This is a genomic window from Streptomyces sp. NPDC001714, assembly GCF_042892755.1.
Classification (GTDB): Bacteria; Actinomycetota; Actinomycetes; order Streptomycetales; family Streptomycetaceae; genus Streptomyces.
Genome location: NZ_JBIAUL010000002.1, coordinates 886,529 through 906,357, shown reverse-complemented (window position 1 = coordinate 906,357; position 19,829 = coordinate 886,529). Strand labels below are relative to the sequence as shown.

At 71.1% G+C, this 19,829-nt stretch carries 16 protein-coding genes; 10 read left to right on the top strand and 6 right to left on the bottom strand.

The window, feature by feature from the left end; all coding sequences use genetic code 11:
- The first annotated feature begins 559 nt into the window (after positions 1-559).
- Together ACFY0P_RS08575 and ACFY0P_RS08570 are read left to right on the top strand one after the other, a co-directional pair.
- Positions 560-979 carry a DUF485 domain-containing protein gene (locus ACFY0P_RS08575; protein WP_388908724.1) on the top strand — a complete coding sequence of 140 codons (420 nt, stop codon included), beginning with the start codon at positions 560-562 and terminating at the stop codon, positions 977-979.
- Positions 976-2,592, top strand: coding sequence for a cation acetate symporter (locus ACFY0P_RS08570; protein ID WP_388908722.1), 1,617 nt, complete (start codon positions 976-978; stop codon positions 2,590-2,592). Before ACFY0P_RS08575 ends, ACFY0P_RS08570 begins: the two co-directional genes overlap by 4 nt.
- A gap of 102 nt (positions 2,593-2,694) precedes the next feature.
- Here the strand turns inward: ACFY0P_RS08570 and ACFY0P_RS08565 are convergent, their stop codons facing one another.
- Positions 2,695-2,901, bottom strand: coding sequence for a hypothetical protein (locus ACFY0P_RS08565; protein WP_388908720.1), 207 nt, complete (start codon positions 2,899-2,901; stop codon positions 2,695-2,697).
- 381 nt (positions 2,902-3,282) lie between these two features.
- Here ACFY0P_RS08565 and ACFY0P_RS08560 point away from each other — a divergent pair, with 381 nt between their 5' ends.
- The 3 genes from ACFY0P_RS08560 (at position 3,283) to ACFY0P_RS08550 (ending at position 7,319) form a co-directional block, all read left to right on the top strand.
- On the top strand, positions 3,283-4,803 hold the full coding sequence (locus ACFY0P_RS08560; protein WP_388908718.1) for a catalase: 1,521 nt from the start codon (positions 3,283-3,285) through the stop codon (positions 4,801-4,803).
- Positions 4,804-4,951: 148 nt separating this feature from the next.
- Entirely contained in the window at positions 4,952-5,218 is a 267-nt protein-coding gene (locus tag ACFY0P_RS08555) for a hypothetical protein (protein ID WP_388908716.1), read from the top strand.
- Positions 5,219-5,465: 247 nt separating this feature from the next.
- Positions 5,466-7,319: an arabinofuranosidase catalytic domain-containing protein gene (locus ACFY0P_RS08550; RefSeq protein ID WP_388908714.1), complete on the top strand. Its 1,854-nt coding sequence runs from the start codon at positions 5,466-5,468 to the stop codon at positions 7,317-7,319.
- 618 nt (positions 7,320-7,937) lie between these two features.
- Here the strand turns inward: ACFY0P_RS08550 and ACFY0P_RS08545 are convergent.
- Positions 7,938-8,462 carry a MarR family winged helix-turn-helix transcriptional regulator gene (locus ACFY0P_RS08545; RefSeq protein WP_388908712.1) on the bottom strand — a complete coding sequence of 175 codons (525 nt, stop codon included), beginning with the start codon at positions 8,460-8,462 and terminating at the stop codon, positions 7,938-7,940.
- 40 nt (positions 8,463-8,502) lie between these two features.
- Between ACFY0P_RS08545 and ACFY0P_RS08540 the strand changes: the two genes are divergently transcribed.
- A complete protein-coding gene (locus ACFY0P_RS08540; protein ID WP_388908710.1) occupies positions 8,503-9,429 on the top strand; it encodes an EamA family transporter in 927 nt (308 codons plus the stop codon).
- Here the strand turns inward: ACFY0P_RS08540 and ACFY0P_RS08535 are convergent.
- The 3 genes from ACFY0P_RS08535 to ACFY0P_RS08525 form a co-directional block, all read right to left on the bottom strand.
- Positions 9,400-10,341 carry an Ig-like domain-containing protein gene (locus tag ACFY0P_RS08535; RefSeq protein ID WP_388908869.1) on the bottom strand — a complete coding sequence of 314 codons (942 nt, stop codon included), beginning with the start codon at positions 10,339-10,341 and terminating at the stop codon, positions 9,400-9,402. The genes ACFY0P_RS08540 and ACFY0P_RS08535 overlap by 30 nt on opposite strands.
- A 667-nt stretch (positions 10,342-11,008) precedes the next feature.
- On the bottom strand, positions 11,009-12,916 hold the full coding sequence (locus ACFY0P_RS08530; RefSeq protein ID WP_388908708.1) for an FHA domain-containing protein: 1,908 nt from the start codon (positions 12,914-12,916) through the stop codon (positions 11,009-11,011).
- 383 nt (positions 12,917-13,299) lie between these two features.
- Positions 13,300-14,913 carry a purple acid phosphatase family protein gene (locus ACFY0P_RS08525; protein ID WP_388908706.1) on the bottom strand — a complete coding sequence of 538 codons (1,614 nt, stop codon included), beginning with the start codon at positions 14,911-14,913 and terminating at the stop codon, positions 13,300-13,302.
- A gap of 274 nt (positions 14,914-15,187) precedes the next feature.
- Here ACFY0P_RS08525 and ACFY0P_RS08520 point away from each other — a divergent pair, with 274 nt between their 5' ends.
- Positions 15,188-16,084, top strand: a complete 897-nt coding sequence (locus ACFY0P_RS08520) for an RNA polymerase sigma-70 factor (RefSeq protein ID WP_388908704.1) — start codon at positions 15,188-15,190, stop codon at positions 16,082-16,084.
- A 102-nt stretch (positions 16,085-16,186) separates the two neighbouring features.
- Positions 16,187-16,933 carry an SDR family oxidoreductase gene (locus tag ACFY0P_RS08515; RefSeq protein WP_388908702.1) on the top strand — a complete coding sequence of 249 codons (747 nt, stop codon included), beginning with the start codon at positions 16,187-16,189 and terminating at the stop codon, positions 16,931-16,933.
- Between the two features lie 70 nt (positions 16,934-17,003).
- Here ACFY0P_RS08515 and ACFY0P_RS08510 read toward each other — a convergent pair whose 3' ends face one another.
- Positions 17,004-17,345, bottom strand: coding sequence for a hypothetical protein (locus tag ACFY0P_RS08510; protein WP_388908700.1), 342 nt, complete (start codon positions 17,343-17,345; stop codon positions 17,004-17,006).
- A 703-nt stretch (positions 17,346-18,048) separates the two neighbouring features.
- Between ACFY0P_RS08510 and ACFY0P_RS08505 the strand changes: the two genes are divergently transcribed.
- Both ACFY0P_RS08505 and ACFY0P_RS08500 read left to right on the top strand, forming a co-directional pair.
- Entirely contained in the window at positions 18,049-19,023 is a 975-nt protein-coding gene (locus ACFY0P_RS08505) for a site-2 protease family protein (RefSeq protein ID WP_388908698.1), read from the top strand.
- 482 nt (positions 19,024-19,505) lie between these two features.
- Positions 19,506-19,790 carry a hypothetical protein gene (locus tag ACFY0P_RS08500; RefSeq protein WP_388908696.1) on the top strand — a complete coding sequence of 95 codons (285 nt, stop codon included), beginning with the start codon at positions 19,506-19,508 and terminating at the stop codon, positions 19,788-19,790.
- Positions 19,791-19,829 lie beyond the last annotated feature (39 nt).

The following is a 19,829-nucleotide window of genomic DNA, read 5'->3' as shown; positions in this document are numbered from 1 at the left end:
CCTGGGCTGCCTCATACGCCAGGGAAGCCACGGCAGTTCCTTGCGGCACTAGCGCCGCAGGGGCGGGTGACCACCCGGCACAGATCGTTGCCGCGCAAACTCCTTGCGCCTTCGCGAAGTTGAGCACTGTACGGATCGAGCCACGACCCGAGACCCACGCCACCCATGAAGTGCGTCACAGTCGCGCCCCGCACGGGCGGGCCAACCGGCGGGCGACGTGGGGCTCATGGGGTGTGCGACGGCGCACTTTTCGAACGAATCGCGCCACCCCGCGCTCCGCCCATGCTTCATCACCCCCGGACGGAGATCCCAACGTCAGCCCCACGCACCGTGGACCACCCGCACCGAGTCCGGCCGGACCTCTGGCGGACAAGGCCCATGCCGGAGACCATGGCGCCCTGCTCACCCGACCGCTCCCCCAGATGACGGCACCCCGGACGACCGGCGCATACGGCTTCCCACGACCACCTGGTCGCACACCGTGCGGCCACCCGAACCGCTCTCCCCGCTCGCGACCCGTCACGGCCGGGTCCGCGGTCCCCACCGAGGAGTTGCCGAAATGTCCTACGATGTCCCTGATTTACCCTCGGATCAGTTGCCCTACGACCGCCCGTCCCCGACCTGGTCGACCCGCGAGGAGCCGTACGCCATCCTTCCGGCGAGCCCTCGCTCCGGTGCCCACCGCACCCTGCGCCTGCTGCGCCGGGCGTACCGCTGGCACCGGCGGGTGGCGACCGTCACCGCGCTCGGCTACTTCGTCGCTTTCCTGACCCTGACCGTCAAGGCGCCTTCCCTGATGGCCCGCCCCGGCCCCGGCGGCCTGCCCATCGGGCTGCTCCTGGCCCTCGTCCAGATCCCCGTGACCTGGCTGGCGGTCCTTCTCCACGAAGCCGCCGCGCACCGCTTCGTGGATCCCCTGGCGCGCCGCGCCCGCCGTCAGACGGGCGTGGCCGTCGCGGACCGGGAGCAGGCGCCGTGACCGGGTTGGGCGGCTCCGCCCAGTCCTGGTCGCTCGTCGCGTTCTGCTCGGTCGTCGCCCTCACCCTGCTGCTGTGTGTGCTCACCGGCCCGGAGTCGGACGACCTCGCCGAGTTCTACACCGGTTACCGGTCCCTGTCGCCGTTGCGCAACGGGCTGGCCGTGGCCGGTGACTACATCTCCGCCGCCACCGTCCTCACCATCGGCGGGATCATCGCGCTGTGCGGCTACGACGGCATCGTCCTGGCCCTCAGCGCCCTGCTGTCCCTGCTGTTGCTGATGTTCCTGCTGGCCGAGCCGCTCCACAACACCGGCCGCTACACCATGGGCGACGCGCTGGCCCGCCGCCATCCGGCCCGGTCGGTGCGCGTCACGGCCTGCCTGGTCACCCTCGCCGCACTCGTCCCGATGATGGTCGTCCAGCTCGCCGGGGTCGGCGAACTCCTGGCGTACGTCCTCGGGTTCACCGATCCCGGGATGAAGAACGGGTGCGTGGCCGGGGCCGGCGTCCTCATGATCAGTTATGCGGCGCTCGGCGGGATGCCCGGCACCGCGCTGGTCCAGATCATCAAGACCGTGGCGCTGCTGGGCTCGGGGCTGGTCGTGAGCGTGCTGATCCTGCGGGCGTTCGACTGGCAGCCCCAGGCGCTGTTCCACGCGGCGGCCGGGCGGAGCGGGGCCGGTGACGCCTATCTGACCTGGGGTCTGCAGTACTCCAGCAGCCCGCATCCGGCCCTGGACATGGCCAGTACCCAGTGCGCCATCGTGCTGGGCGGTGCCTGCCTGCCGCACGTCACCATGCGGATGTACACGGCGGGCACGCCGCGCCAGGTCCGCCGGGCGATGTCCTGGGCGGTGTCCTCGGTGACCCTCTTCATCCTGATGCTCACGCTGATCTGCACCGGCGCGACCGCGCTGGTCGGCCACGACCGCATCGCCGCCGCCGACGCGCACGGCACGACCGCCTACCTCCTGGGTGCCCGCGCCGCGTTCGGAACCGCGCTGTCCCGGCCGGAGAGCCTGCTCTTCGCCACCGTCACCACCGCCGTCTTCCTCACCCTGCTCGCCTCCGTCGCCAGCATGACGCTGGCCTGCGCCAACACCCTCGCCCACGATCTGACGGCGTCCCGCGCCACTCCCCCGGCACCGGCCCGGGAGCTCGCCCTCGCCCGGTGCAGCGCCCTCGCCGTGGGCGTCCCCACCATCCTCCTGGCCGTCCTCGCCCAGCACCGCAGTCTTCAGCCCCTGGCGACGGTCTCCTTCACCCTCGGCGCCTCCGCCATCGCCCCCGCGCTGCTCTACACCCTCTTCTGGCGCCGTTACACGCGTACGGCACTCCTCGCCACCCTCGTCGTGGGCTCGCTGACCGTGCTCGCCCTGGCCCCCGGTACCACCCTCGTCTCCGGGACACCGCTGTCGGCCTTCCCGCAGGCCGACTTCGCCTGGTTCCCCTACAACACGCCCGCGCTGGTCTCCGTGCCGGCGGGCTTCCTCACCGGCTGGCTCACCACCGTCCTGGCGGGAAGGAGGTCCGCCGACCGCGAACGCAGCCGCTACGCGTCCCACGAGCGCCACCTGCTCACCGGTTCGCCCCCACGCCCCTCACCCCGGTAGGGAGTCGTCAGGCACGGAGGGCCGGGCGAGAGAGGTCGCCCCGACCCGTGCCGCCGAGAAGGAACCGGGTCGAGGTCGGACGGACCTGTCCGACGGGCGGTCCTAGGTGGCCGGGTGCCGGTCCTGCAGGCCGGTCGCCATGGACGTGGCGGCCGCGTTGAGACCCGCCACCGCGGCCTTGGGCAGCGCCCCGGCGACTTTGGTGGCGAGGTCACGGGACGGGCCGGGGCCGGTTCCGTCCGCGTGGGCAGGGGCGGCGAGGGCCACGCCCGTCAGGGCGAGCGCGGCGGCAGTGATGATCCTCTTCATGCCCTGAGGAACGACCGTCCCCGGCCGGGGACACGACCGGCGGCGGCCGCCCTCGAAAAACGTCCCCGGCCCCCGAGTGGCGGCTCCGGCCCGGTGGCACCACGCTGGATCCCGGAGAGCCGGGCCGGGCCGCCGGCGGCCCTCGGTTCCGACACCGGGCACCGGGCGCCGGGGCTCGGTGTTTGCCTCACTCACGCCGGGTCACCCGCTCTGTCGGAGCCGGCGGGCTCCGGACAACACGAAGGATGCGAGGACGCGAGCACACCCGTACCGCGGAGCGGCCGCGGTGTGCCGGCCCCGTCCCCGATTCCCGGACACCGCAAGGACGCCCAGCCCCGCCAGGACCGGCACCCACTGCTCCATGCGGAGAAAGGCAGAGTCATGACGCAGAAGCCACCCCTCACCACGACCGACTCCGGTGCCCCCGTCGAGAGCGACGAGCACTCGCTGACCGTGGGGCCCGGGGGACCGGTCCTGCTGCAGGACGCCTATCTGATCGAGCAGATGGCACAGTTCAACCGGGAGCGGATCCCCGAGCGCCAGCCGCACGCCAAGGGGAGCGGCGCGTTCGGTCACTTCGAGGTGACCGAGGACGTCAGCGCCTACACCATGGCAGGCCTCTTCCAGCCCGGCACCCGCACCGACCTGGTCATCCGCTTCTCGACGGTCGCCGGTGAACGGGGCAGCCCCGACACCTGGCGCGACCCCCGCGGCTTCGCGGTGAAGTTCTACACCAGCCAGGGCAACTACGACATGGTCGGCAACAACACGCCGGTGTTCTTCGTGAAGGACCCGATGAAGTTCCAGCACTTCATCCGGTCCCAGAAGCGCCGTGCGGACAGCAACCTGCGCGACCACGACATGCAGTGGGACTTCTGGACGCTCTCCCCGGAGTCCGCCCACCAGGTGACCTGGCTGATGGGCGACCGCGGCATCCCCCGGACCTGGCGCCACATGAACGGCTACACCTCGCACACGTACATGTGGATCAATGCCAGGGGTGAGCGGTTCTGGGTGAAGTACCACTTCAAGACCGACCAGGGCATCGAGTTCTTCACCCAGCACGAGGCCGACCAGATGGCCGCCGTCGACACGGACTACCACATGCGGGACCTGTTCGAGCACATCCGTGACGGCCAGTACCCCAGCTGGACCCTGTACGTGCAGCTCATGCCGTACGCGGAAGCCGCGGGTTACCGCTTCAACCCGTTCGACCTCACCAAGGTGTGGCCGCACGGTGACTATCCGCTCATCCCGGTCGGGCGGATGACCCTGGACCGCAATCCGACCGACAACCACGCCGAGATCGAACAGGCGGCGTTCCAGCCCAACAACTTCGTTCCAGGTATCGGGCCCAGCCCGGACCGCATGCTGCTGGCCCGGCTGTTCTCCTACGCGGACGCCCACCGGCACCGGATCGGCGCCAACTACCAGCAGCTCCCGGTGAACGCCCCCGTCGTCGACGTCCACACGTACTCCAAGGACGGGGCGATGGCCTACCGCAAGACCTCCGACCCGGTGTACGCCCCGAACTCCAAGGGCGGCCCCGTCGCCGATCCGGCCCGCTTCGGGCCGCCGCCCACCTGGGAGGCGGACGGCGAGATCGTCCGGGCCGCGTACGTCTCCCACCCCGAGGACGACGACTGGGGCCAGCCCGGCACCATGGTCCGCGAGGTGCTGGACGACGCCGCCCGCGACCGGCTGGTCGACAACGTCGTGGGTCACCTGCTCAACGGCGTCACCGACCCGGTCCTCCAGCGCGCGTTCGCGTACTGGTCGAACATCGACGAGACGATCGGCAAGCGCATCGCCGACGGTGTCCGCGCCAAGGGCGACGAGAAGGACCCCAAGGCCGCCGAACAGGGCAGTCCGGCACGACGCTCCATGCAGGACAAGGCCTGACCCCGTCCGCGAAGAGCGGACGGCGAACGGAGGGTGCCGTGCGAGCCGTGGGCTCGCACGGCTCCTCCGCGTACCCGACTTCCCCGTACGCACCACACTGGCGGCCTGTCTTCACAAGGCACCGCAATCCCGCCCCACGGCGCAGGAGTTGCCGGCACTGCTCGGACCCGACGTCCTGGAGTGGGCCGCCGTCCCGCCGCCCGGCCTCGCCGAGGACCTCGCCACGCGGGAGGGCGAGCTGCGGGCCCTGCTGGATGCGTCAACCGCCGTCGCACCGCCGCGGATCGCGCCCGCGCCGCCGGTTGCGCCCGTGGTGGCGGGCTTCGGTCCGCCGCCGGAGCCTGCGGACGAGCTCGTCGCGGACCTGCCGGGGCAGCTCAGGGGTTCGCCGAAGCGAATTCTTTGGCAGACGTGAACACCTCACACCACAACCGGCTGCCCGGAACGGCGATGTCACACACGCGGCCTGTGCTTCTGCAACCACTAACCTGCCGGGCCTGGTCTGAACCAAAAAAGGAAACAAATATTGACGCACTCGAACAGCGTGCGTAAGTTCCGGGCCGAGCCGATCTGAGAGCTGTGTCGCCGCACCTCGGTGCGGCCTCCCCCACTCCAGCTTCGAAGGGACGTGCATGCCTGGATCCCCGTACGCCCGGAATGTCATGAGCTCGCCAAGAGCCTGGATGCGGAGGCCGCGGGTGGTGGCCGTGCTGGCCTCCCTCGGACTCGCGCTCGGGCTGCTGCTCGGGTTCCCGGCCGCCTCGCAGGCCGCCGGCTCGCTGCCGTGCGACATCTACGCCGCGGCGGGTACCCCGTGCGTGGCCGCGCACAGCGTCACGCGCGCACTGCTCTCCTCCTACGACGGCCCGCTCTACCGGGTGACCCGCGTGTCGGACGGGGCCACCGCCGACATCGGGACGCTGACGCAGGGCGGGTACGCCGACGCGGCGGCCCAGGACGTCTTCTGCGCGGCCGACGGCGGCTGCAGGATCACGAAGATCTACGACCAGAGCGGCCGGCACAACGACCTCACACCCGGTCCCGCCGGCACCTCCGGCATGGGTGCCGACCGGGGTGCCGACGCGTCCGAGATCGCCGTCACCGCGGGCGGGCACAAGGTGTACGGGCTGTGGATCTCGCCCGGAGTGGGCTACCGCTACACCGGGGTCGCCTCCGGGGCCGCGGTGAACGGCCGGCCCGAGGGCGCCTACATGGTGGCCAGCGGCACCCATGTCGGATCCGCCTGCTGCTTCGACTACGGCAACGCCGAGAGCACCCCTGCCGACACCGGCAACGGGCACATGGACGCCGTGTCCATCGCCACCACCTGCTATTTCGCTCCGTGCACCGGGAACGGCCCGTGGGTGGAGGCCGACCTGGAAAACGGCATGTTCCAGGGCGACAACGGCTCCAACACGGCGAACCGGGGCAACAGTTCGACCTTCGTCACCGCCGTGCTGAAGAACAACGGACAGACCCGGTACGCGCTCAAGGGCGGTGACTCCCGGTCCGGCGGGCTCACCACCTGGTGGGACGGGGCATTGCCCACCCGGGACGGGTATCAGCCCATGCAGCAGGAGGGCGGCATCATCCTGGGCATCGGGGGCGACAACAGCAACTGGAACCGCGGCACCTTCTTCGAGGGCGTGATGGTCTCCGGCTATCCCACCGACGACGCCGAGAACGCCGTGCAGGCGAACATCGTGTCCGTCGGCTACGGCGGCGGGACGGACGTGCCGAACGGCCCGCAGGGGACGATCACCGGCCCGGGCGGCAAGTGCGTGGACGTCGCCGCCGACGACACCGGCACCGACGGGGCCGCCGTACAGCTGTGGGACTGCCAGACGTACGCCGAGGACCAGCACTGGACCCATAATCCCGACGGTTCGCTGTCCACCCTCGGGCGGTGCCTGGACATCGAGGGCAACGGCACGGCAGGCGGGGCGAAGCTGGAGCTGTGGGACTGCAACGGGGTCGGGGGCCAGAAGTGGGTCCAGCAGGCCGACGGCTCCCTCCTCAACCCGCAGTCCGGACGCTGCCTCGACTCCCCCAGCGGCGCCACCGCCAACGGCACCCGCCTGCAGATCTGGGACTGCAACGGCGCCGGTGCGCAGAAGTTCTCGGTGAACGGCGGCGGGCCGGTCAAGGGCCCCGGCGGCACCTGTGTGGACGTGGCCGCCGACGACACCGGCGGCAATGGCTCCGCCGTTCAGCTGTGGGGCTGCCAGTCGTACGCCATCGACCAGCACTGGTACCACGGCTCGGACAACTCCCTTTCCACGCTGGGGCGTTGCCTGGACATCGTGGGCAACGGCACGGCGAACGGCACCAAGGTCGAGCTGTGGGACTGCAACGGGGTCGGGGGCCAGAAATGGGTCCAGCAGGCCGACGGCTCCCTCCTCAACCCGCAGTCCGGACGCTGCCTCGACTCCCCCAGCGGCGCCACCGCCAACGGCACCCGCCTGCAGATCTGGGACTGCAACGGTTCCACCGCACAGGCCTTCAGCCTGAGTTGAACGACGTGTCACTCCTCGGGCACCGGTCCGCCGGACGCTCCCCAGGCCACGAGTGAGCGTGCCTCACTCGTGGCCGCACGCCGGAAGGTCTGACCGTACCGCTTCAGTCCCATGCCGCTCGCACGAGTCGAGCACCAGGAGCGTCCTGCGGTCCCCGATCCACGCGCAGATCGCGTCCGCCGGCATCCGCGGGGTGTGGTCGGACAGCCCCAGCGCGTCCGCGACGGTGGCCGCCAGGAGGTGTCCGTTGCGCAGCGGGGACAGGTCTGCCCAGGCGATCCGTGCCTCCCCCGGCCGCTGCCCCCAGGGACACGAGACGCTGGGCGAGCCGGGTCTTGCCGACCCCGCCCGCGCCGCTGAGGGTGACCAGTCTGCTCCCGCCCATCACCGCGGCGATCCGGTCGAGTTCCGCCGCCCGGCCGACGAAGGAGGTGTCCGCGTCCCACATCATCCACACCACGCCCCCCATCCTCCTGGCGAGCCGATGCGCGATGAGCCGATCACTGCATTGCCGCGTCCGCCGCTCCCCCGGTCTCTACTCTGGAACGAGCACTGCCGCGCGCGCGAGGATCACCGATCCGGGTGAACCGGGGATCGTGACCGCAGCGGGGAGACGGGTCACTCGCCGCCGGGCGTCCGTGGATCCTCCAGGCGGGAGAGCCAGGTGGTGAGCAGTGTCTCGAGCGATGCGGCCTCGGCGGGTGTCAGCAGGTCCACCAGACGGCGTTCGTTGCGCATGTGGTCGGTGAAGGCCCGGTCGACGAGTTCGCGGCCCGGGACGGTGAGGGCGACGATGCGGCCGCGCTGGTCGTCGTCGGAACGGCGGCGGGTGACGAGTCCGGCCCGTTCCAGACGGTCGATCCGCTTCGTCATGGCGCCGGTGGTGACCATGGTGTGCGCGGCGAGTTCGCCCGGCGCCCTCTCGTAGGGCTCGCCCGCACGGCGCAGGGCGCACAGGACGTCGAACTCTCCCTCGCCGAGGCCGTAGTGGCCGTACACGAGGCAGAGCTCCTCGGTGAGCCGGCCGGCCAGGCGGTGCAGCCTGCCGATCACCCCCTGCGGCGTGATGTCGACGTCGGGTCGCTCGCGGCGCCAGTCGGCCTGGATCCGGGCCACGCGGTCCATGGGTTCACCGTGTTCCATGCATCCCATGATAGCTTCCCGGGAAGCTATATTGGCTTCCATGGAAGCTAATTCGCGCTGGGTGGCGATCACCGCGGTGGCACCGGTGGCCTGGGGTGCCAACTACTACGTGACACACGAGTTCCTGCCGGCCGACCGTCCGCTCTACGGGGCCGCCCTGCGGGCGCTGCCCGCCGGTCTCGTCCTGCTGGCCCTGCGCAGACGGCGGCCGCGCGGTGCGTGGTGGTGGCGGTCGGCGGTGCTCGGGCTGCTCAACATGAGCGTGTTCTTCGTCCTCGTCTACGCGGCTTCCCAGCTGCTTGCGACGAGCGTCGCCTCGACCGTCATGGCCGTGTCCCCGCTGACGATGATGCTCATGGCCTGGCCCCTGGTGTCCGAGCGGCCCCGGGCCGCCCAACTGGCCTGCGCCGTGCTCGGACTGGGCGGGGTCTGCCTCATGCTGCTCACGGGAGTGGAGGCCACGAGCGTCCCGGGAGTCCTGGCCTCCGCCGCCGCCATGCTGGTGTCGGCCTTCGGGCACGTCCTGACCAAGCGGTGGAGCGCCGGCACCGACGTGCTCGCCTCCACGGCCTGGCAACTCACCGCCGGAGGCCTCTTCCTGCTCCCGGTCGCCGCGGCGGTCGAGGGCCCGCCACCCGCGCTCTCCGCACCCGCGCTTCTCGCGTTCGGCTACGTCTCCCTGGTCGCCACCGCGCTGGCCTTCGCCGCCTGGTTCACCGGGCTAAGGCACCTGTCCGCGGGAACGGTCGGCCTGATAGGACTGCTCAACCCCGTCACGGGCGTCCTGCTCGGTACGGCGGTCGCCGGAGAGGTGCTGACCGTTCAGCAACTGTGCGGACTCGTCCTGGTCCTGGCCGGAGTCGTCCTCGGCCGGCCCAGGCGGCGGGAGGTCCGGCCGCCCCTCCCGGAAGCGAGCCGGCCGCCCTCCCGCCACGGGTCAGAGCGCCGAGGACGTCTCCTCTCCTGACGCACTGCCCGTGAGCCACTGGTCCCAGCCCAGGTTGAAGTCGGCGTAGCCGTTGTCGGCCGGGGCCTTGCCCCGGGGCGAGCCGGTGATGGTGACGGGGTCGCCCTGCTTGACCTGGCCGTAGAACCACTTGGCGTCCGAAAGGGACAGGTGGACGCAGCCGTGCGAACCGCGGGCGCTGCCGCTGCCCGGGTTGGGGTCGCCGGTCGAGTAGTGCACGTAGGTGCCCGACTGGGTGAGGTGGACGTCCCAGGGCAGCGTCAGGTCGTAGAAGTTGGGGCTGCCCTTGTCACAGCTGATGCCGACGCTGCAGGAGGTCATGTGGACCTTCTCCTGCTTGTCGATGACGGCCATCGTGCCGTCCCAGGTCGGATACTGGGCGCTGCCCGCGTTGATCGACAGGGTGCGCACCGTCTGGCCGTTGCGGGTCACCTTCATGGTGTGGCCGGTCACCGAGACGTCCGCCCGCACGTCGTCGCCGATCGTGAAGGTGTGCGTGTAGCCGTGCACGCCGTAGCGGCCGTTGCCGTTGCTGACGCCCGTCATGTCGGCGTCGATCTTCACCTTGGTGCCGGAGGGCCAGTACGTCTTAGGCCGCCAGTCGGCACGCCGGTCGCCCATCCAGTGCCAGGCGCCGACCACCGGCTGCGAGGTGCTGATCTTCATGTGCTTCTCGACGTCGGCCCGCGCCTTGGCCGCCACCGGGTTCGTGAAGATCACCGAGATCGGCATGGCCACGCCGACCGTGGTGCCGGTCTGCGGAGTGATCGTGTCCAGCAGCATCGGCGGGCCCGCGGGCTTCGTGGGGCTGGGCGAGGCGCTCGCGCTCGGCTTCCCCGACGCCTTCGCGTCGTCCCCGCTCGCCTTGTCGCTGCCGCCCCCGCCGCCGCAGGCGGTCACGCCCACCAGCATTGCGACCGTACCGACTGCGATGCCTATGCCACCCTTGCGCCGTCCCACGCCCTGCCCCACTCACTCGTCTCGCTCTGCGGCCTCGACAGGCCCCACTGTCCGTCAGACTCCTGCAGCACGGGTTCCAGTTCCCCCGGGGACGTAAAACATGGATCAAGAATCGATGGCCGACCACCGGCGCGGGGCGTCCGGCGCCGCGCGATGAGCCCGGCGCGCCGAAAGTGTCCCCACGGGCGCCGCAGCGCTGTCCTGCGCCGGGCGGGACCGGCGGGGAGATGCACGGCAGCGAATCAGGAGTGCCGAGCGCCCGCCATGACGTCCGTCATCGGGTGGCGACGCTGCCGAAGCCGACGCTGCCGGGCGCGGACCGGCGGTTCCCGCGCCAGGAGAAGGGCCACCGCCCGCACAGCTGACCGCCCGTGCACGACGACAGGGCCGAAGGCCCACCCCGTCCACCGGTACGAGCGGTCCGGCGGGCGGGGTGTCCGGGGCCTGGAGCAACCGGCGTACCCAGCGGGTCCGTCGAAGTCCGCGGCGGTTCGCAGCGTCCCGGAGGGACGCGGGGCTGTGTCCCTGTGCGGCTCCGCCGCGTGGGCGCGATCAGCCACGACCGCGCCCACGCGGCGGAGCCGGCGGACGGCACATCCCGGCGCTTCCAGCGGAGCGCTCAGGCCTGGGCGGCAGGTTCCAGTGCCTCCACTGCCGCGGCGGCAGCGGACGAGTCCTGGCCGTAGAAGATGTCGATGTCGACCTCCTCGCCGCCCATCGTCAGCGTGTCCCAGGCACCGCTGAGGACGAGCATGCGCAGGGTGGCGGGCTGCAGGGTGCGCAGGCGTTCCAGGATCGCCTCGTCGTCCGGCATGCCGGGCAGGCGGGGAGCCAGGCGGTCGCGGATGGCCTGCATGCGCTCCAGCAGCGTCTTGGTGTCGGCCTCGCGGTCGGGCTCCTCGGGGATCCCGTCGATGCCGTGGCCGATGATGTCCTTGATCGCCCAGGTGACGCCCCGGTCGTCGGTGGTGACCATCGCCTTCCAGGCCCGGCTCTTGTGCCGGTACTGCAGCATGGACATCGCCGCCTCGTGCCGCAGGAAGTCCGCGTCCCGGAACGACCTGCCGTTCCATGCCCCGTTCAGGGAACGGGCCAGCGAAATGGCGGAGGCGAGGCCGCTGTTGAGGCCGCGGCCCGGCCAGAAGTGGATCGCGTTGGCCGCATCGCCCAGCAGGAAGCCGTACGTGCCCGGCGAGGTGGTGGTGGGAGGCAGCAACTCGGCGGAGAACCGGGGGCGTTGCACCATGTCCAGGCGGAAGCTGGTGACCGCCGACAGGTCGTCGGCCTCGACGCCGTACAGCAGCAGCCCCTCCTGCACCCGCCGCCACAGGGCGGAGCCCTTGACCAGGGCGGGCAGGAACAGCGTGCCGTGCGTCGAGCACTGGAAGTCGCCGTACTCGTCGCGGTCCATCAGGCACGGCCGCGAGGCGATGCACTCCTCGAAGACCCGGCGCACCGGGTCCAGGCCGATCACCTCGGCCGCCTCGGCGTCGGTCAGCCGCATGTTGAGGAAGCCCTCGCCGCGCAGCGAGTTGAGCAGGAAGCGGTTCTGGGCGACCGTCAGCAGGACCGCCATGGGGTCGGTCAGTCCGGACTTCACGCGCAGGCCGAGGACGACGTCCTGCAGGTGGCGGCCCTCGAGGGAGTAGATCGACTCGTCGGCCTTGCCGAAGCGGGCGGCGAAGTGTTCGCGGGTGCGCGACCGGCCGCCGTCGCAGATCGCGAGCACGTGCTGGGAGGCGAGTGCCTCCTGCTGCTCCGCCGCGTCGAACCGGGCGGGTATGAGGCGTATCCGGTCCCGCTTCTCGTTGGCCAGCTCCAGCAGCCGGTCCTCGATGTAGGCGATGCGCATGTTGCGCGGGCTGTGGTCGCCGACCGAGTCGGGACCGGAGGGCCACATCTCCGTGTAGTGCTCCGGGTCGAAGAGGCGCGCCTGTACCTCCTCGGGCCACGCGAGGTACTGGCGGCTCTGCACGGTCACCACCTGCTGGCGCCGTACGTTGCCCTCGTCCTGGCCCTTCCAGACGACGGTACGGCCCTGCTTGCGCCACCTGCCCTCGTAGACGGTGATCTTCACCTGGGGTCCGAGGAAATGCTCGAGGAGCAGCGCCAGGGACAGACCGACAGGGCCGCCGCCGGCGACGGTGACCTTGAGTACGGGCCCCTGTTCGCTCTTCTGCCCGGCGTGCGTGACGGAGCGGGGCAGGGAGAGCGCCATCAGCGTCTCCATGGCGTCCGCCACCTCGAAACGGAACTCCTGGTCGCCCAGGGTGATCTCGTCGCCGGGCTGCAGCAGCCGGGACTCCACCTCCTCCCCGTTGACCAGTGTGCCGTTGCTGCTCTCCAGGTCGCGCAGGACGTAACCCTTGTCCTCGTCGAAGACGATCTCCGCATGGAAGCGGGAGACGCTCAGGCTGGAGATGACGACGGTGTTCTCCGCGTTGCGCCCGAAGGTGACGCGGGTGTCCAGGACCGGGATGCGCTCCCCCGCCAGCAGACCTTCGAGTCCGACCAGCACCGGTGCCACGGCACTTCCTTCCAGGAGTGATTGACCTCGACATCACTGCGGCACCGCCGGACACTGCCACGCGCGTCCACGCCGGGCGGCAGTCAACCGGCGGAACAGCGACACGCTTGACATGTTGCCGAACCGTGAGATCGATCGGATATGACGGCGCCACGGTTCTGCAGGCGACGTCCGGCTTTCCTCACCATTTCGCCCCCATCCGGGAGCTTATCCCTGCTCAGCCAAGTAGTTCCAGTGGGCACCGCGCCGTGATCTCGTGTCTGCGCAGCGGGAGTTCGCCGTTTTCGGCCACACCGATGAGGGAGGCCGCCGGCCGGCTCGAACCGGCACGTGGCACGGGCCGGGCGGTTGCCGCCCGGCCCGCGTTTCCCGCTGGTGGCTGATCAGCCGGCGTGGCCGTCGGAGCGCTTGCGGTGCAGGGTGAAGTTCTCGAAGACCGACAGGTCGCCGTTCGGCTTGTTCACGTTGTAGTACGTGACGTGCATCCGGGTGGTGTCACCGGGGTGCCGGCCGGGGTCGACGGTGAAGGCGGCGAAACCGTAGGGGTGCTCCACGTCCCGGACGCCCACCCAGACGGCCTGCTCCTTCACATAGGTGGAGGTGCGCTTGCCGTTCGACCCGGCGGTCGACGACACGGCGGTGATCACCTTGCCGGTGCCGTCGTTGAAGAACTTCTGGTTCGTGGTGCCGGAGACACCGCCGCCGCCGAGGATCATGTGCACGGTGCCCAGGTCGGCGTCGATGTCGTCGGTGGCCTGGGAGACCGGGTTGGGCGTCAGCGTCTCGCTCCCGTTCACCACGCCGCGCACGGCAAGCGAGCGCTCGTAGTTGTGCTCGTGACCGCAGAGCACCAGGTCGACGCCGTAGCGGTCGAACAACGGGCCGTACTTCTCGCGCAGGCCGAGGTCCGCGCCGTTGGCGTCCGAGGAGCTGACCATGACCTGGTGCATGGCCACGACCACCCAGTCGACGTCCTTCGAGGAACGCGCCGCCTTCAGTTCCTTCTCCAGGAAGGCGAGCTGGCGGCCGCCGGAGTAGCCGCTGATGTAGATGTCGCCGCCGTCCTGGAGGCAGTTGTCGTCGTTCTGCAGCACGATGACCCGCACCGAACCGGCCGTGAACGCGTACCACAGGCCGGCGAGTTCGGCGTCGGTCTCGGTGGAGGGCAGCGAGAAGTACGTCTGGTAGGCGCCGAGGCCGAGCGGGCCGTTGGCCTTCTCGATCTCGTGGTTGCCGGCCGCCGGCATCCAGGGGCGGAAGCGCGCCGAACGGGTGTTGTTGGTGAAGAAGTTGTTCCAGGTGCGCACCCGGTCGACGTCCAGGTTGGCGTAGCAGAGGTCGCCGTTGAGGAGGTGGAACAGCGGGGCGACCTGCTCGATGCCGGTGACGATGTCCTTCGTCGCGGGCGTGGAGTTGGCGTCCAGGCCGACGGAGCCGTCGGCCGCCCAGGTGACCTGCGGGGCGGACTGGTCGCCGAAGCTGGTGAAGGTGACCGGGCGGCGGCCCTGCGGAGCCGTGCGGAACGTGCCGCTGTCGGGGGTCGCCCCCTCGTGCGTGGCGAGGTAGAGGTAGTCCGTGTCCGGGGTGAGCCCCTTCAGCAGGGCGTGGTGGACGTAGACGGTGCGGTTCGAGGTGCCGTCGACGTAGGTGACGGTCTGTGCCTTCTTGCTGGAGCCGAAGCCGTGCTCCAGGGTGCCGTACCGTACGACGGGTTTGGTCACCGGACGGTCCGTGATCCACGACACCGTCATCTGGGTGCGCGGGTCCGCCCCGAAGGTCAGGTGCAGGCCCTGGACGGGGGGCGCGCCGGAGGAGTCCGCGGTGAGGTGGAAGGCCGGAGCGGCGAGCGGTGCGGCCTGTGCCGTACCCGCCCCCAGCAGGCCGCCGGCGGCCGCGCCCGCCCCCGCGGTCCCCAGCAGACCCAGCGCGTGCCGACGGCTGAGCCCCTCCGGGCCCTCCGCCGATCTGTCCTCTGTGGACTCTGTGTGTGTGGTCATGACGCCCTCCCGACGAGCAGCTGAGCAGACAACGACCGCACCCTTGCCCAGCCCAACTGCTGCCACATGAACACCACATGACCACCTGGCCATCACATGTCAGGCATCAGGCCGACATCACCGGCACCTGCCCGCGCCTTTACCGGCCGCTGCCCCGCCCTTGACCGTCGGGGAGCTCCGAGGACCTTCGAGGGCCGCCGACACCCCGGCCCACGGTGCGCCGGCCGGGGCCGGACCGGCTTGTAGCATGCTGGTCCGACCCTGGAGGACATGGATGCGCGCCGGTGACCACGCCGACTCCCTGGACCGGGCGACGCAGGCATTCGTCGCGGCGCGTCCGCAGCTCTTCGGTATCGCCTACCGCGTGAGCGGCAGCGCCGTGGAGGCCGAGGACATCGTCCAGGAGGCGTGGGTGCGGTGGCAGAACACCGACCGCTCCGGTGTCCACGAGCCGGCCGCCTTCCTGGCCACGGTCACCACCCGGCTGGCGATCAACTTCACGCAGTCGGCCCGGGTGCGCCGGGAGTCGTACGTCGGACCCTGGCTGCCCGAGCCCGTCAACACGAGCCTGGATCCGCAGCTGGGCGCCGAACGCGCGGAGGCGCTCGACATGGCGGTGCTCTTCCTGCTGGAGAAGCTGAACCCGGTGGAGCGGGCCGCGTACGTGCTGCGGGAGGCGTTCGACTACACGTACCGGCGGATCGCGGACATCGTGGAGACCAGCGAGGCCAATGCCCGGCAGCTGGTGAGCCGGGCCCGCAAACGGCTGGCGGCGGAGCGCCGGGAGCCGGTCGGCCCTGCCGAGCACCGGCGCTTCCTCGAGGTCTTCCTCGCCGCCGCGCAGAGCGGCGACCTGTCGGTGCTGGAGGAGGTCCTCACCGAGGACGTGGTCAGCTACGCCGACGGGGGCGGCATCCGCGGGGCGTCGCGGATCCCGGTGTCCGGGCTGCCGCACGTCTCCAAGTACCTCGTCGCCTTCGCCCCGCGCTTCTGGCCGCAGGCCCAGGTGCGCTGGGTCGAGGCCAACGGCAGGCCGGCGGTCCTGGTCTCGGCCTCGGGGACGGCGGTGGCCCTGCTCTCCGCCGACGTGTCGGAGCGCGGCATCGAACGCCTCCTGTGGGTGATGAACCCCGCCAAGCTGGCTCCCTACGTGGCATCGCTGGACGGGTGACGCACCCGTTCCTCCGGTTTCCCGGACCGCGTGTCACACGTGAGGGGGCTGTCCGGTCTCTTCTGATGGAAGCACCAGAGAGATCCCGAGAGGAATTCCGTCATGAAGGTCGTAGTGATCGGTGGCACCGGGCTCATCGGCTCGAAGCTGGTCCGCGGACTCGGCGAGCAGGGTCACGAGGCGGTCGCCGCCGCGCCGAGCACCGGCGTCGACACCCTCACCGGAGAGGGCCTGGCCGAGGCCCTGGACGGCGCGTCGGTCGTGGTCGACGTGTCCAACTCCCCCTCGTTCGAGGACCAGGCCGTCATGGACTTCTTCCGCGCCTCCACGGCCAACCTCCTGAAGGCGGAGGCCGAGGCCGGGGTGCGGCACCATGTGGCGCTGTCCGTGGTGGGCACCGACCGGCTCCAGGGCAGCGGGTACTTCCGGGCCAAGCAGGCCCAGGAGGAGCTGATCAAGGCGTCGGGCATCCCCTACTCCATCGTCCACGCGACCCAGTTCTTCGAGTTCGCGAAGGGGCTCGCCGACGGGGTCACCGAGGGCGACACCGTGCGCCTGCCCGCCGGCCGGATCCAGCCGATGGTCTCCGACGACGTGGCCGCGGCCGTGGGCCGCGCCGCGGTCGGGGCCCCGGTGAACGGCGTGGTGGAGACCGGCGGCCCGGAGAGCTTCGAACTGGAGGAGTTCATCCGGATGGGCCTCGCCGCCCAGGACGACCCCCGCAAGATCGTCACGGACCCGCAGGCGACCTACTGGGGCGCCGAGCTCCAGGAGGACACGCTTCTGCCGGGCCCGGACGCGGACCTCGGCAAGGTCAGGTTCGCCGACTGGCTCGCCGCGCAGAAGTAGGGCCGGCATCGGCACCGGCATGGAGGGGCCCGGCGCGGACGCGGGGCCCCTTGCTCCGTGTGCTGCCGGCCTATGACGCGCCGACCAGTACCACGGTGACGCACAGTGCCATCGCCGCGGTGACCAGGAGCATCGCGGTCAGTGTGCCGCGCAGCCACCGTCCGAAGCGGGCGCGGTGCCGTTGTTCCACCGCGCTGACGCTGGCGGCGATGTGCTCGGTCACCATGTGGGCCACGTAGGTCTGTTCCTGGAGATACCAGCGCTCGATGTCCGACTTCTGCTCCTGGGACAGCCCAGGCTCCCGTGCGACGAAGGCCGAGACGCGCCGGCGTGCCGCTCGTAGATGGGCCTGCTGGTAGAGGAATTCCTGGATGTCGGTCAGGCCGCGGGCGGCCTCCTCGCTCGTGTCCATGGTGTGCTCCACAGGTGAGGCGGCGGCCGTCCGGTCAGACGCTGTGGTGCTCGGGCGCGGTGTACGCGCATCAGCGCCGGGAGGGAGAGCTGCGCGCACGAACGTATCGAGCCGGGACTGACTGGTCGGGGCCGGCGGTCTCGCGAACGCCGTGGTGAGAGCCGGAACAAGCGGTGAACGTCCAGCGTGGCAACTTCCGCACGCGGCCGCAAGGGTCTCGGCGCCGTACGGGTACCGCGTGTTCTGCGAACTACGTCAGTTGACGGAATCGATCACGTCGGCCGGCGCCTGGCTTTCTTCGTGCGGCCGCGACGGCCGACCGCGCCGAAGGAGAGGCCATGAGGACGGGCGTGCGTCCGCGCCCACGCCGACGTGCTGCGCCCCGGTCCCGCGCCTGCAACCGACACCGAGCGCCAGGCCGACCGTGCCCGCGGGCTGTCGTCCGCTTTGACGCTCGGGAGAAGAACCGCGAGGTAGCCGCCGCGCTGCGGGTGAGCGAGCGGTCGGTGGCTCGGTGGCGCCGGGCCGTGCCCGGGAGGGCGGGGCCTATGGAACCGCCCCTCCCCGGCGACCGTGTTCGGGGCCGAGTGTCCCCGTTGAGAGCCGGTCGGCCCCCTCCGGATCAAGTGGCCGTCGCCGCACGCTGTAGGTGCCGCGGGTGTGCTCCGCGCCATGCGGAAGGCCGGAAGGCGAGGCGAGGTCCATGGACGAGACACTGTCCCTCGGCCGGATCGCCGGTGTCCGGGTCGGCCTGCACTGGAGCGTCCTGGTCATCGTCGCGCTGATCACCATGGCACTGGCGCACGGCCGGTTCCCGGCGGCCCACCCCGGTCACTCCCCGGTCGCGTACTGGGGTCTCGCCGTCCTGACCGCCGTCGTGTTCCTCGGCTCGCTGCTCGCGCACGAACTGGCGCACGCCGTGGTCGCCCGGCGCAACGGCGTCGAGGTGGAGGGCATCACACTGTGGATGCTGGGCGGCGCGGCCCGGCTGCGCGGCGAGGCGCCGTCGCCGGCCGCCGAGCTGCGGATCGCCGGTGTGGGCCCCCTCACCAGTCTGCTGGCCGGAGGTGTGCTGGCCGGGGCCGCCGTGGGACTGGACTCGCTGCACGCGTCCGGGCTCGTGGTCGAGGCGGTCGCCTGGCTCGCCGCGATCAACATCCTGCTCGCCGTCTTCAACGCGCTGCCCGCGGCCCCGCTGGACGGTGGCCGGCTGCTGCGGGCGTACCTGTGGCACCGCACCGGTGACCGGCTGCGGGCCACCCGCGGTGCCTCGGCAGCGGGCCGGGCGCTGGGCTGGTTCATGGTGCTGACCGGGTTCGCGGACGTGTTGTTCGCCGGCAGCCTGTCCGGCCTGTGGGCCGCGCTGATCGGCTGGTTCCTCATCGCAGCCGCCACGGCGGAGTCCCGGCAGGCGCAGCTCCGGGGCGTCCTGGAGGGCGTTCCCGTCCGTCGCGTCATGACACCGGCCCCGGTCACCGTCGCGGCGACGGTGACCCTCTGCGACTTCCTGGCCGAGGGCCCCTTCGGCCCCTACCGTCATGCGGCCTTCCCGGTGCTGGCTGCGGACGGCACCAGGCGTCGGCAGGGCCACTTCGGGCTGCAGCTCGGCAGGGTCACCCACGCCCTCCTGCTGCACGTCGCACAGGGCGCGGTGGCCGTGGTACCCCGTCCGGGCTGAGGCGAACCGCCCAGCCAGTGCGGCTGCCGGCACACTTTCGACCGAGCAGAGAGGGCTTCCCGCTGTCACTGGCTGGGCCGACCGGTCCCGTGAAGGACCGTTCGGCCCTGTCGTCGCGCAGGCCTGACGCTCATGATGTCCGCAGGGCCCGATCGCGCCGAGGCACTCCGCTTCGGATCGGGTCACGAGGAGGCGCGCCGTCGGCGTGGGAGCGGGTCTGAAGCTGCCGAACGCGGTGATGCCGGTGGTCCAAGACGTCTGCGCCCAGATCGCGGACGAAGACTGGCGGCACCGTGAACCAGCGGGTCGGCACGTGTGGGCTCGCCGCCGCTGGCGTTCCGAGGGGCGGCTCCCGGTCACAAGCGGTTCGTCGGAGGTGACGCGGGACGGGCGCGGTGCGGCGTTCGAGCCGAAGCCGCGGACCCGCGGGGAGCCGGTGGAAGCATCGGCCTCCGCACTCACGAAGAAAGGCTGAAGGCGCCATGGTCCAGACATCGTGGACGACGACAGGCGTGTTCACGGGACAGGGGGGCGTCCGTACCGACGAGGCCGGGGTCGTCACCGGGGAGCTGACCGTGCGTACCACCTGGAACGGCAGGCAGGCCGATGTGAAGATCCAGTACAGCGGCACCTCCGAGTGGCTCACCCTGACCGGCAGCCCCGTCCCGTGCCCTTCTCAGCAGAACAGCCGAAACCTGCATCAGGAGGTGGTGGAGGCCGTGCGAGCAGGCGGCGGCACCGCCGTCCCTCAGCACGACCGTCTCTGAACACCGGCGGGACCGGCGGTCTTCCGTTCCCGGGCCCCC